11 protein-coding genes are annotated in these 13,452 nt (G+C 61.6%); 7 read left to right on the forward strand and 4 right to left on the reverse strand.

Annotated features, from left to right (window positions below; translation table 11 throughout):
* Window positions 1-358 precede the first annotated feature (358 nt).
* A complete protein-coding gene (locus tag KIH75_RS07420) occupies window positions 359-1,093 on the forward strand; it encodes a phosphatase PAP2 family protein (RefSeq protein WP_219056122.1) in 735 nt (244 codons plus the stop codon).
* A 171-nt stretch (window positions 1,094-1,264) separates the two neighbouring features.
* Here the strand turns inward: KIH75_RS07420 and KIH75_RS07425 are convergent, their stop codons facing one another.
* Both KIH75_RS07425 and KIH75_RS07430 read right to left on the reverse strand, forming a co-directional pair.
* Window positions 1,265-2,518 carry an MFS transporter gene (locus tag KIH75_RS07425; RefSeq protein WP_219056123.1) on the reverse strand — a complete coding sequence of 418 codons (1,254 nt, stop codon included), beginning with the start codon at window positions 2,516-2,518 and terminating at the stop codon, window positions 1,265-1,267.
* A 115-nt stretch (window positions 2,519-2,633) separates the two neighbouring features.
* On the reverse strand, window positions 2,634-4,385 hold the full coding sequence (locus KIH75_RS07430; protein WP_219056124.1) for a glycoside hydrolase family 13 protein: 1,752 nt from the start codon (window positions 4,383-4,385) through the stop codon (window positions 2,634-2,636).
* A gap of 347 nt (window positions 4,386-4,732) precedes the next feature.
* Between KIH75_RS07430 and KIH75_RS10315 the strand changes: the two genes are divergently transcribed.
* The 4 genes from KIH75_RS10315 (at window position 4,733) to KIH75_RS07450 (ending at window position 8,342) form a co-directional block, all read left to right on the forward strand.
* Window positions 4,733-5,770 (forward strand): LacI family DNA-binding transcriptional regulator, encoded by a 1,038-nt coding sequence (locus KIH75_RS10315; protein WP_219056125.1) that lies wholly within the window; start codon window positions 4,733-4,735, stop codon window positions 5,768-5,770.
* Window positions 5,771-5,891: 121 nt separating this feature from the next.
* Window positions 5,892-6,542, forward strand: a complete 651-nt coding sequence (gene orn / locus KIH75_RS07440; RefSeq protein ID WP_219056126.1) for an oligoribonuclease — start codon at window positions 5,892-5,894, stop codon at window positions 6,540-6,542.
* Between the two features lie 37 nt (window positions 6,543-6,579).
* Window positions 6,580-8,016: a DEAD/DEAH box helicase gene (locus KIH75_RS07445; RefSeq protein WP_219056127.1), complete on the forward strand. Its 1,437-nt coding sequence runs from the start codon at window positions 6,580-6,582 to the stop codon at window positions 8,014-8,016.
* A gap of 149 nt (window positions 8,017-8,165) precedes the next feature.
* Window positions 8,166-8,342 (forward strand): hypothetical protein, encoded by a 177-nt coding sequence (locus KIH75_RS07450; protein WP_219056128.1) that lies wholly within the window; start codon window positions 8,166-8,168, stop codon window positions 8,340-8,342.
* Here KIH75_RS07450 and KIH75_RS07455 read toward each other — a convergent pair.
* Both KIH75_RS07455 and KIH75_RS07460 read right to left on the reverse strand, forming a co-directional pair.
* On the reverse strand, window positions 8,322-9,470 hold the full coding sequence (locus KIH75_RS07455; RefSeq protein WP_219056129.1) for a sensor histidine kinase: 1,149 nt from the start codon (window positions 9,468-9,470) through the stop codon (window positions 8,322-8,324). The two genes, KIH75_RS07450 and KIH75_RS07455, sit on opposite strands and share 21 nt — an antisense overlap.
* Window positions 9,463-10,146 carry a response regulator transcription factor gene (locus tag KIH75_RS07460; RefSeq protein WP_219056130.1) on the reverse strand — a complete coding sequence of 228 codons (684 nt, stop codon included), beginning with the start codon at window positions 10,144-10,146 and terminating at the stop codon, window positions 9,463-9,465. The genes KIH75_RS07455 and KIH75_RS07460 overlap by 8 nt, the downstream gene beginning before the upstream one ends.
* A gap of 433 nt (window positions 10,147-10,579) precedes the next feature.
* Here KIH75_RS07460 and KIH75_RS07465 point away from each other — a divergent pair, with 433 nt between their 5' ends.
* Entirely contained in the window at window positions 10,580-12,403 is a 1,824-nt protein-coding gene (locus tag KIH75_RS07465; RefSeq protein WP_219056131.1) for a proline--tRNA ligase, read from the forward strand.
* A gap of 367 nt (window positions 12,404-12,770) precedes the next feature.
* Window positions 12,771-13,448, forward strand: coding sequence for a single-stranded DNA-binding protein (locus tag KIH75_RS07470; RefSeq protein ID WP_219056132.1), 678 nt, complete (start codon window positions 12,771-12,773; stop codon window positions 13,446-13,448).
* Window positions 13,449-13,452: the final 4 nt, after the last annotated feature.

Below are 13,452 nucleotides of genomic sequence, written 5' to 3' on the forward strand. Positions count from 1 at the left end.
CGAGCCCCTTGCGGGGGTTCCCGGGATCCTTTCTTTTTTGTCCCGTGTTTTCCTTCCGGTTCCCTTGCGGGGGTTGCCGGGATCCCCTGGTTTTTGTTCCGTGTGTACTCGGCCCCGGGCGTGCCTTGCACATGTCCCGGGGCCCTCGTGTATGTGTATCCAGGGTGATTCCGACTGGGTGGCCATTGTTGAAGCCGCGTGGAACGTCGGAATGCATGAATCACGCAAGTTACCCATCTTTTGCATCATGCAGGCTCTGAGGGGCGTTTTTGTGCGGTTTCGGCCTATACGTGCGATTCTCGTGGATGCTGCGGGCAAGTGTGGGCGATAACGGCGGCGGAATGCAAGAATGGCGGGTATGCGTTTGAACAGAAGAACAACAATAAGCGTCATCATCACCGCAATGGTCTGCCTGATCATCCCCTTCATGGGGTTCCGGCTGCGCTCATCGACGAACGTGGCCGTTGCCGAAACGGACCTTCTGCGCGCGTTGACGGCATGGCCCGAAAGCCTGAGGGATTGTTCGGCGCTGCTCGCGTTCATGTTCTCCGCGCTGGGTTGCGTGGCAATCCTGGCGGTGCTGGCCGTCATCGACTTCAGAATCGTCAGATCGATACGTACGGTGATCGGCGACATCATCATCGCCGCACTGCCGTTCGCATATGTGACCGGCATCAAATGGCTAGTGGAACGGCCACGACCGGTGACTGCCGCCGACTCCGCGCTGTTACCCGGCGATCCGAGCTTTCCCAGCGGGCATACCGCAGCCGCGGCTATAGTCGCGGTGATGATCGTTCTGACCGTACGTAACGCAGCCTACCGGAAAATCGGCAGTATGCCGGGAACCGCGCCCGGACGCGCCGATCAGAGCATTTCGACGGAACGGCGGGGGAGCGGAGCCCCATCCATCGTACGAACCTATGAGCATCGTGCCGTCGCCGCAGGCGTGGCCATCGTCATCGTGGTGGCCTGCTCCCGACTGCTCCTGGGCTTGCATTTCCCGACCGACGTGCTCACTTCCGCCGTCGTCTGCCCGCTGATCTCCTACATGCTGTGGCGGCTGCGTGAGGATATGCACATGACGAAGGCATGACGCAGGATTGGCCGCGATAGTACAAGGCAAATATATGAACAAGGCCCGCCGGTTGGGCGTCGCAAGAGGAATCAGGAGAGACAATTCCAAGCGACAGCCCAACCGGCGGGCCTTGCCGTATGTGATGTGCGGATCGCCGATTCGGTTCCGCTTCGGCGATCCGACAACGAATCAGCGCACGCGCTTGATGCTGAGCACGGAAATGGCAGCCACTGCGGTCATCACGATGGCGGTCGGGAACACGAACACGTAGGAGCCGAACACGCTGACGATGGTGGAGGTGATGGCCACGCCGATGGCCTGGCCCGCGCAGGTGGCGATATTCATGAAGCCGAGATCCTTGCCGGCGGTCTTCTTATCCGGCAGCACGTCCACGTTCAGCGCCTGATCGACGGACAGATACATGCCGTAGCCGAAGCTGGCGATACCGCCGAACAGGAACATACCCATCTGCGTGGGGAAAATCCACGGCATGGCCAGGCCGACGGCGAAGAAGCAGCAAGCCACCACGATCGGGGCCTTGCGGCGGTGCAACGCATCGGCGATCGGACCGGCGGCCAGCGAAGCGACGATCGACACGATCATGGTGATCACGGAAATCACCTGAATGGAAGCGGCGGCTTCCAGCTTCGTTTCGCCGATATGATCCTGCAGGATGTACAGCTGGTAGCTGAACACCATCTGATAGGCGACGATGAGGCAGGTGCGGCAGATGAACGCGCGGTAGAAGTCGGCGCAGTTCTTCAGCGGCGGGACGAGCGATTCGGCCACAACCCTCCACAGCGGCTTGCCGGTTTCCTTCGGCATGTCCTTGGAGGAAGGCTCACGCGGCGCGATCACCACGGACAGCACGCCGGCGGCCAGTGCGCACAGGCCGGCGCACACGAATCCGAGTTCCATATGTTCGATGAGCGAGGAGCCGATCAGGGTGCCGATGCCCTGGCCGATCACACCACCGGCGCCGATGGCCGCGGAAACCGTGGCACGCGCCGATTCTTCCACCTGATCGGAGATACGCGCGTAAATCGGGGCCTGAACCATGTTCAAACCGACCAGAGCCAGCACGTAGATGATGCCGATGATCAGCGCGCTTTGCGGGCGGCTCAACGCCCAGAAGCAGAAGCCGTAGATGAACGCGCCGGCGAAGATCCACGGTGTGCGCTTGCCCCAACGGCTTGCGGTACGGTCGGACAGTGCGCCGATGAACAGGGCGATGAAGATGGAGGCGATCGAGCCGGCGGCGTTGATGGAACCGAGCACCGCCGTGGAGTTCGCGATGCCGATATCGCGTAGGCGCTGGGGGACGAGCACGGACATGGTCATGTAGAACGCCGCGCCGGACAGCACCGCGAAGGCCAGGAAACCTCCCGTGAACCGCCATTTATTCGTGGAGGAAACGGGACGGACGCTTATGGTTTCTGACATGATGATTCACCTTCGAATGGATGTCATGGATGGTTGATGAAAAGGGAATCCGGGCCGCCGCGGAAAAGGTTTCCGCGGCGGCGGGATGAGTGAGAGAGAAAAGGGAAGAACAAAATCAGAGCTGGATCCAGGCGGAGGTGTCCTGGGGCAGCAGGCCATCTTCGGTGAGCGGACCGGAGGTCAGCAGGATCTCACCCTTGGGGAGGGCGACGGGTTCGCTGCCGAAGTTGGTGATGGATGCCCAGCCGTTGGCGCGCTTGTAGGCGATGGTGCCGCCGGGGAATCCGTTGGCGCCGTCGGGGCGGTCGCTCGCCTTGTCTTCGGGCAGCCATTCGAGGCTCAGATCGGTGGTCTGCAGCTGGTGGCGAAGCTTGAGCACGGCACGGTACAGGTTCAGCATGGAATCGGGGTCTGCGTTTTCGACGTCGACCGCGAAATCCTTGTACCATTTCGGCTGCGGCAGATGCGGATCATGCTCGGCGCCGACGGGGGAGAACCCGAAGGAACCGCCGTGACCGAACTCGTCGTCGGGATCATCGAGTTTCGGAGCGTCCGAGGCGACCCACGGCAGCGGGACACGGCAGCCGTCACGGCCCTTGGTGATCGCCGAACGTGCGGTACGGAAGGCCGAAGGATCCTCCAGTTCATCCCACGGCATGTCCGCGACCTCGAAGAGTCCGAGCTCCTCACCTTGGTACACGTAGGCCGAACCGGGCAGCGCCATTTCCATCATGATCGCGGCGCGGGCACGCTTGGTGCCGAGTTCACGGTTCTCCTCGTAGGTGGTGCCGTCGCGCAGCAGCCAGTCGAGGGCGAGACGATGGTATTCGCCGGTCGGCACCTGCGGCAGGGCGTAGCGGGTGGCGTGCCGGATCACATCGTGGTTGCTCATCACCCAGGTGGCGGTGGAACCGGAGCGTTCGGCGCTTTCCAGACCTTCCTCGATGGCGAGGTGCATGTCGTCGCGGATCCAATCCTTCTTGGCGAATTCGAAGTTGAAGATCTGGCCAAGATCGTCCGGCGAGGCGTACAGATGCTGGCGGCTCGGACGTACCCAGGCTTCGGCCACGGCGAATGCCGGCGGATCGTATTCGTTGAACACCTTGCGCCACTCGTGGTAGATGTCGTGCACTTCGTCGCGGTCGATCACCGGGTGGGAACCGTCTTCCGGCTGGTCGTTGGTGCACCACACCACGTAGTTGTCGAGGTCATCGCGGTCGAGATCCTTGGCGAGGCCGTGCGCCACGTCCACGCGGAAGCCGTCCGCGCCGTGGTCGAGCCAGAAGCGCAGCGTCGTGATGAAGTCGGCGCGCACTTCGGGGTTCTTCCAGTTCCAGTCGGGCTGTTCCTTGGTGAACATGTGCAGATACCACTGGCCGTCGGGCACGCGGGTCCAGGCGGGGCCGCCGAAATGGTTCTGCCAGTTGGTCGGAGGCTGGTCGCCGTTGGGGCCCTTGCCGTCGCGGAAGATGTAGCGGTCGCGTTCGGGGGAGCCGGGTTCGGCGGCCAGCGCGGCCTTGAACCATTCGTGGCGGTTCGAGGAGTGGTTGGGGACGATGTCGACGACGACTTTGATGCCGTGGGCGTGGGCGGATTTCGCGAGTTCGTCGAAATCGTCCATGGTGCCGAGTTTCGGATCGACGTTGCGGTAGTCGTCCACGTCGTAGCCGCCGTCGGCGAGCTGGGACGGGTAGAAAGGGCTCAGCCAGATGGCGTCCACGCCCAGTTCATGCAGGTAACCGATTTTCTCGGTCACGCCGGCGATGCTGCCGAGGCCGGATCCGCGGGAATCCTTGAAGGAGCGCGGGTAGACTTGGTAGACCACGGCCTGCTTCCACCACAATGCGGGGTCGGTGACTTCGGTCATGAGTATCCTCCTTGATGACATGACGCCTGTTGTGCAAGCGCTTGTGCAAATTCTGCGCATGATTCTTGCTGTTCGTGTTTGGTGAATAGCTTGGGAATCATGAAGTTTTCAATTGTTCGCTCGCGCACTCAACGTTGCTGCTGAACGGTTTGTTGACATAAATAATAGCGCTTGCGCAAATTTGCGCAACGTTGTTGGGCGTGTTGCGGTTTGTTGCTGGCAATATTGGTAAAAAATCAGGCTCTGATTAATGCAAGCGCTTTTACTGTTGTGGTGTGTACTATGATGTATGCCTATCGAAACGGCAGGGATTCCCAGTCGCCACGCAGCATTTTCAAGGAGGACACGTGGGCCGCACCACCATCGCAGACGTCGCGCAGGCGGCAGGGGTTTCGGTATCCACGGTCTCCAGGGCATTGCGCGGCTTGGATCGGGTGAACCCCGCCACACGCAGGCGCATCGAGGAAGAGGCGGAACGCCTGCACTTCTCGTTCTCCAGAAGCGCCTCGTCACTGGCATCGGGCAAAACCATGCGCGTGGCCATGCTGCTGCCGAGCGAGATGAGCAGCTGGTTCAACTCGCACGCCTTCGAAGGCGTCTATGAAGTGCTCGCCCCACAAGGGTACGACGTCATCCCCTATATCGTGTGGAACGCGGACGAACTCGACCGCTTCCTCCAAAGCCTTCCCGGCAACCGCAACGTGGACGCCATCATCGTCGCATCATTCGACTTCGACGAAGCCAAAGGGCGCATCCTCGGCGAATCGAACGTCCCCGTCATCGGCATCAACACCCCCAACGTACACGGGCTTGACGCCTCGGCCAGCATCGACGACATGACCGCCATCGGGAACGTGGTGCGCTTCATGCGCTCGCAAGGGCATAAGACGCTCGCATACGTAAGCCAACCGGTGAACGCCTCGCCGTTCATCTGCTCCGATTCCGTCCGCGAACGCGGCTTCCTGCAAGCCGCCACCGAATGCGGCTACGGGGACGGCGACATCATCACGATCCCCTCGCTGCGCACTGCGGGAGGCCAATCGGAACAGGACGTGTACTCGGGAATCGTCGCGCAACTGCTCAGCGCGGTCAGGAGGCCGACCGGCATCTGCGTCTCCAACGATGCGGCCGCGGTGCCGCTGATCAAGGAAATGCGCCGCGTCGGCTGGCAGGTTCCGCAGGACACGTCGGTAATCGGCTTCGACGACGATCCGAGCGCGGCCATCGCCGACCTGACCACCGTGCACCAGAATCCGGTGGAAACCGGGCGCGAAGCGGCACGCAAGGCCCTCGCGCTGATGAACGGGCAGACCTTGGAGGAGCCGTTCACCTTCATGCCGACATCGCTCGTGCTGCGCGGCACCACGGAACACATGTCGCGCTGACGCACGGCGGCCGCCCAAGCGCAAGGCCGCCGGGCCGTCGCCGTTCTCCCTACCTCGCGGTATCTTCATATGTTCGGCTTCCCGGCCGAACATGAGCAAACGACAATGAAACGAGGCAACGATGGTAGATGCGCATGACGGCGAAACATACACCGCGGAAGGGTCGCGTCTGATCTGGATCGACTGTGAAATGACCGGTCTGGATATCTTCGGCGGCGACGAATTGGTGGAAGTCTCCGTGGTTCCCACCGATTTCGACCTGAACGTGCTGGACGAAGGCGTCGACTACGTCATCAAGCCCAGCCAGAAGGCCGTCGATCACATGAACGATTTCGTGCGCGACATGCACACCCGCTCCGGCCTGATCAACGAATGGGAAAACGGTCTGTCGCTGGAGGAAGCACAGGCCAAGGTCGTCGAATACGTCAAGCGGTTCACCCCCGACGGCGTCAAGCCGCTGCTGGCCGGCAACTCCATCGGCTCCGACAAGAAGTTCCTCGACCACTACATGCCGGAACTCATGGAACACCTGCACTACCGCGTCATCGACGTGAGCACGCTCAAAGAACTCGCACGCCGCTGGTACCCCGCCGTGTACCGCAACCGTCCGCCGAAGAACGGCGGCCACCGTGCGCTCGCCGACATCATCGAATCGCTTGACGAACTGCGCTACTACCGCAAGGCCTTCATGGCTCCGGCCCCCGGCCCCGATGATGCCGCCGCCAAGGCCATGGCCGACGATATCGCGGCCACGAGCATTCTGAACAAGTAAGCGAAGGCGAAGCGAACCCCGCGAGGCGAGGAGAGATATGCAGCAGTCGGAAGCGCTGGCCATTCTGAACGCCGGGGCGAACGTGTTCCTCACGGGTGCCCCCGGCGCGGGCAAAACCTACGTGCTCAACGAGTTCGTGCGTGCGGCTCGTGAAGAGGGCGCGAACGTCGCGGTCACCGCATCCACGGGCATTGCGGCCACGCATATCAACGGCCAGACCATCCACTCCTGGAGCGGCATCGGTCTGGCCACCTCGTTGAGCGAGCGCCTGCTCAAAACAATCCGTACGCGACGCAAACGCAAACTGCAGGCGGCCGACGTCCTCGTCATCGACGAAGTGTCGATGATGCACGCCTGGCTGTTCGACATGGTCGATCAGGTGTGCCGTAGGATCCGACTCGACCCGCGCCCGTTCGGCGGGCTGCAGGTCGTGGTCTGCGGTGATTTCTTCCAGCTGCCGCCGGTCAGCACCTCCAACCGCAATCACGATGTGATCGCGCCGACTCCGGAATTCGTGGCATCCCGTGAACGGTACGCCAGTTTGGGCAGGGACCCGGAAGGGTTCATCACCGAATCGTTGGTATGGGATGAGCTTGATTGCACCGTCTGCTACTTGACCGAACAGCACCGTCAGGATGATGGCAGGCTGCTGGGCGTGCTTACCGACATTCGGCAGGGTAGCGTTAACGATGATGACCGCGCCGCGCTGGCGACACGCCTCGGTGTACTGCCCGAACCCGGCCAGCAGGCGGTGAATCTGTTCCCCGTGAACAAGCAGGCGGACACGCTGAACGATATGAGACTGTTTGAGATCCGCGAGGAGCCGCACGAGTATTTCGCGACGGCGGCCGGGCCGGTGAACCTGGTGGAACGCCTCAAACGCAATATGCTTGCGCCGGAACGGCTGCAGTTGAAGACCGGCGCGGCGGTGATGGCCGTGCGCAACGACCAGAACCATCAATTCGTCAACGGGTCGCTCGGCACGGTTCGGGCGTTCGTGCCGGAATCGAAGGGCGGTTGGCCGATCGTCGAATTCGAAAACGGCAATATCGTCACCATGAAACCCGATTGTTGGGAGATGATGGACGGCGACACCGTGCTCGCCAGCGTGAACCAGGTGCCGTTGCGCTGTGCGTGGGCGATCACGATCCACAAATCGCAGGGTATGACGCTCGACCGCGCGGTGATGGATCTGCGACGCACCTTCGCGCCGGGCATGGGGTATGTGGCGCTCTCCCGCGTGGAATCGATGCAAGGGCTGTACCTGACCGGGGTGAACGAGCGCATGTTTCTCGTCTCGCCGGATGCGGTCATGCTTGACGGCGATCTTCGGTCCGCGTCCGGCGAAGCGTCCGACAAGCTTCGTGACGAAGGCGCGACGGCGTTCATTCCTTCCATCGCACATGCCGATGGGGCTTCCGAAGATGGGAGCAACGGGGGAGAAGGGGACTTCGCTCAGGATTCGCTGTTCTGAACGACTGCCGTCCGTTCGGCGTGGAATAATAGACCCTGTTAAGGGGGTATTCGCCGTACCGGAGCCCAAGCCGACATCTTCACGCTGTACGGCAGGACCGCGGCGCCGACGATTGCCCATCAACGTTGAGAGCGAAAGGTGATTCGATAATGAAGATGGTGGTTTCCGGCCTGCTGACCTGTGTGATGGCGTTCTCGCCGGCGGCAAGCGTCAGCGTGACCAATGCGGGTGACGGCGATGCGGGCGATAGCACCCGCATCGCATGCCCGTCATACCCTACGTGCAAGAAGATTCCCGCATGCGCATCAGTGTGCAAGGCGAAGTAACGGAATCGTGACTTCGATGCGCCACGTTCCATCTGAAATGCCGTTGCGCATCGTTCCTCCCGATATCTCCGCCTGATGACGAAGCAGGCTCAGACCGAAGCCCGATGAGAGCTCGTTGGGGTCACCATCCGCAGGATTGGATTCGGTGATCGCGAGCTCCGTTGGGGTCATTTCGATGCCGAAATGGTAATCGCCGGATTGCTTCGACATATGGCGGGCGATGTTGGCGTAGATCTCCTTGACGCAGAGCTTCGCCAGCAGGAAGGTGTCCTCGGGCAGGGGCGCCGAATCGACGCGGAGTGAGATGGTTCCACGGAATCCCATTGATTGCAGATTCCGATCCTGCTCCCGTATGTATGCCAGCAGTTCATCCGTGCCATATGTCGATTCGCCGGAGCAAGCGGTGCCGCGATCTTTGCCGGACAAGGTGCGGATAAGGCTGTGCGTGTTGGACAGGGCGATCTGCGCCACGTCCTTGATACGATCCAGAGTCGCGTTGGTTCCGCCGCTGTCATGCTCGTCATGCGATTGCGCCAGAAGGACGATCGAGGAGAGTTCGCTGGTGATCGCCGAGTGAAGATCCGACGCTATCAACTGGTTGCGTTCCGTCAGCCTGAGCTGGGAGAGATGCTCCTCATGAGTGAACAGTACGCCGATGAGGTATGCGACGAAATCGATGGTGGCGGTGCCCACAAGATAATCGATAGGCGTGCCCGACCGATAGGTCTCCAAAGCCTCCATGGTGATCAGGAGAACGACGACGGTGACGGAAGGCGCGCGCCGCAGATAGAACGCCAGATACGCGATCGACAGGAACATGCCCCATTCCTCGCTTCCCGCCACAAGGGTGGGGTGGAACAGCAGCATGACGTATACGACCAGACAGAACAGACTTGCCGCTACAGGGTGGAAAGCAAGCAGGGCGAGCGTCAGGAAATACACGCTCGCAACCGCCCACCCATAGGGGCCGGTGTACAGTGCGCTGAAGGCCCCGATGCACACGAACGCGGATATCGCGATGAATACGAAGCTGATCAGTGCCCGGTATTTCGTCTGATTCAGGAAGAATGCGCCGTCGGCGGGGCGCAGCAGGTAGCGGTACAGGAAATCATGCACGCGATCATGCATATTTCGTCTTATGCCACTTGACAAGTGCTTCTCCTAACGTGGTGGCGCCGAGCTTCGAGCGGGCGCGCATGGTGTATGTTCTTACGGTCGCGGGCCTGACCCCCATATGCTTCGCGACCTCCTTCGAACTCAAACCGCGGGCGGTGAGGTTCAATGCCGTCATTTCGTTGGGCGTCAGCGTGGTCACCGGATCCGGCGGCATGCTGCTGATGCGGTCGAACGCGTCCTTGGCCGTTTCGAATTGGCTGTCTTCCTGCGCTGCGTAGGGGAACACGCCGTTCTCCTGCACGCATCTGACGGCCTTGGCCAAAGCCATGAAATCGTTCTTCGCGATGATGCCCTGGGCTCCTGCCTGCGCCGCGTCCGCTGCGTACATATCCAAGGGATATGAGGTGAACGCGAGTATGTTCGGCGTGGCGCCGACGGTTCTGAGCCGCTGGCAGAGCATGGTCCCCGGCATGTCCGACAAGGCCATGTCGACGAGGAGCACGTCGGGAAGGTGCCCCTTCTTGCAGCGCGCCAGCGCATCGTGACCGGTTTCGGACGTCCACAGTATGGTGAGCGTCGGCGTATTCTCGATGAGCTTGCGCAACGCATACAGCGTGATGGCATCGTTATCCACAATCGCGAGGGAAATGGATTCGCCCCTATCTTCATCAAAAGCCGCTTCTCTCATGGTTCCGTAGCATACTCCAGACGGTGCTTTACGGAAATCGTTTTTCATATTTGCAACGATGTTGAGAAGCTGAAAGTGGCTTGAAACAGCTGTTTTGCGGTGTTCCGCACAGGTGCGTCGAACGCGTGGAATGAGGCGTTTTCCATGGGGGGGGGATTCTTGACGCTCTTGGAATGCGACGGGTACAACATTTGTTGCATTTCGCCGGTTTTCGACTGATGCCGCGTTTCGTGGCGTTAAAGTGGAGCGCGGGTGAGGCCCTGAACTCAGTTGTGGCTGGTTTGTTGCGGTGCGGCAATGGTTGATTCATCCAGCCACATGCAGTTGCTCGGGCAATGATGACATCGTTCTCAGCGATGCGGAAAAACGGTACTGTGCAATGGCAGTGACGTGGTTCCGCATCGTGGGTGCGGGTAGCGCTATCTTGGAACCTATGACTTCCAATACTCTTCGTATGTCCACTATGTTTCTGCGCACACTGCGCGAAGACCCCGCCGACGCCGATGTGGTGTCCGACAGACTGCTGCAGCGCGCAGGCTACCTGCGCAAGGCGGCCCCCGGCATCTGGACCTGGCTGCCGCTGGGCCTGAACGTCCTGAACAAGATCGAGAACATCATCCGCGAGGAGATGGCCTCCATCGACGCCCAGGAAGTGCACTTCTCCGGCCTGCTGCCGCGCGAGCCCTACGAGGCCACCCATCGTTGGGAAGAGTACGGCGACAACATCTTCCGCCTGAAGGACCGCCATGAGGCCGACTACCTGCTGGCCCCGACCCACGAGGAGATGTTCACCCTGCTGGTCAAGGACCTGTACTCCTCCTACAAGGACCTGCCGGTGACCCTGTACCAGATCCAGACCAAGTACCGCGACGAGTTCCGCCCGCGCGCCGGTCTGATCCGCGGCCGCGAATTCATCATGAAGGACGCCTACTCCTTCACCCTCGACAAGGAGGGGCTGGTCAAGGCGTACATGGATGAGCGCGGCGCATACGAGCGCATCTTCAAACGCCTCGACCTCGACTACGTGCCCGTGCACGCCATGGCCGGCCCGATGGGCGGCTTCGAATCCGAGGAATTCCTCGCCCCGATGGAGATCGGCGAAGACACCTTCGCGCAGTCCCCGTCCGGCAAGGCATGGAACGTCGAAGCGCTGACCACCCCGGAACCGCCCGCAATCGACTACTCCAACACCCCCGCGGCCGAGAAGCGCCCGACCCCGGACGCCGGCACCATCGATCAGATGGTCGCCTTCGCCAACGCCAACCACCCGCGCACCGATGGCCGCGAATGGGAAGCCTCCGACATCCTGAAGAACGTTGTCATCGCGGTCAAGCATGCCGAGGATGAGAACCATGAGGAACCGTGGCGTGAGCTCGTGGTCGTGGGCGTGCCCGGCGACCGTGTGGTGGATATGAAGCGCCTCGAAGCGCAGTTCGCCCCCGCCGAAATCGAGGAAGCCGCTGAAGAGGATCTCAAGAAGCACCCCGAACTCGTCAAGGGCTATATCGGACCGATGGTGCTCGGCCCGCAGGCTCGCGACGGCAAGAAGGCCGAGAACGCCGAGGAGACCGGCGACGCGCTGCGCTACCTGCTGGACGCGCACATCGCCCGCGGCTCCGCATGGTTCACCGGCGCCGACGAGGCCGGCGTGGACTACTACGACCTGGTGTACGGCCGCGACTTCGAAGCCGACGGCATCGTCGAGGCCGTGCAGGTTCGTCACGGCGATATGAGCCCCGACGGCTCCGGCCCGCTGAGCTTCGAACGCGGCGTGGAGATCGGCCAGGTGTTCCAGCTGGGCCTCAAGTACTCCAATGCTCTGGGTCTGAAGGTGCTCGACCAGAACGGCAAGGCCGTCCCGGTGTGGATGGGCTCCTACGGCATCGGCGTTTCCCGTGTGATGGCCTGCATCGCCGAAACGCATCACGACGAGCGCGGCCTGGCATGGCCGTCCTGCATCGCCCCCGCGCAGGTGCATGTGGTCGCCACCGGCAAGGACGAGAAGGCCTTCGACGGCGCCGAGCAGCTGATCGCCGAACTGGAAGCCAAGGGTGTCGAAGTGATCTTCGATGACCGCAAGAAGGTCTCCCCGGGCGTGAAGTTCAAGGATGCCGAGCTGATCGGCGTGCCGCAGATCGCCGTGGTCGGCCGCGACTACGTGAACGACGGCACCATCGAAATCCGCGATCGCAACGGCGACAACAAGGTGGTGGTTCCCGCCGCCGAAGCCGTGGAGACGCTGCTCAAGCGCATCTGACCGGTTCCGGCGAACGCTCTGAAGACAGGGCGTAACGGAGCGAGGACGTAGCGGATACGCAACTACATGGCGATTCCCGTCAATGGCAATCCCCCGTATGCATGGCATGCGGGGGATTTCGCGTATGCGGCGGGGCGGTGAGGCTATGAGGTGGCGATGGAGCTGATGGGGGGGCTCACGGCCGTGGTGTGGATAACACGGAGGTTATCCACCGGTTATCCACAACACGCCCGGCGAAGGGTGTGTCGACCACAGGGTTCGGTTCCGGTGGCTCGGGGGAGCGGCGGTACGGCATGCTTGTGGGTACCGCATTGCCTCAACGGCGCGGCGGTGCGGTCCACAACGTTGCCGACGGAAAGGAAACATCATGGCAGGGCAGCAAGGAACGATCACGCTCACCGGCAATCTCGGCATGGATCCCGTGAGCTTCTCCCGCGACCCGAACAATCCGGCGTGCTCATTCAACGTGGGAGTCTCCTCCGGGTATTTCGACCAGTCCTCGCAATCATGGCGATCACGCGAGACCGTATGGATCAAGGTGCGTGCGTACCGAACCCTGGCCACCAATGTGATGCAGTCGTTGCACAAAGGGGATGCGGTGGTCGTGACGGGGGCGCTGCGCATGGACCGTTGGACGAAGGACGGCGTGAACCGCACCGCGATCGTGATGGACGCCAGTGCGGTCGGGCATGACCTGAACTACGGCACATCCACGTTCTTCAGAATGAACCGGGCGCAGCAGGGGGACGGCGATATGGGGAATGCCGGTTACGGCGCTCCCGGTGGCGCAAACGCGGATGGGGTGAACGGCGTGGGCGTCGATCCCTATGTCGCAGCGGGAGCGCAACCGCAGAACGGTATGCCAAACAATATGCGGAACGGTATGCAAAACGGCGGCGCTCCGAACGGTTCCGCGCCCAATGGCGCGATTCCGCCCGGAACACCGCCGCAAAACGGTCAATCACCGAACACTGGAGGTCAACAGCATGTGGCGCAAAGCCAGTTTGAATCTACCGTCGGCCCTGCCGAGGATCCGGAGTTCTGACCAT

The sequence above is a fragment of the Bifidobacterium pongonis genome (assembly GCF_019331805.1).
Taxonomy (GTDB): Bacteria; Actinomycetota; Actinomycetes; order Actinomycetales; family Bifidobacteriaceae; genus Bifidobacterium; species Bifidobacterium pongonis.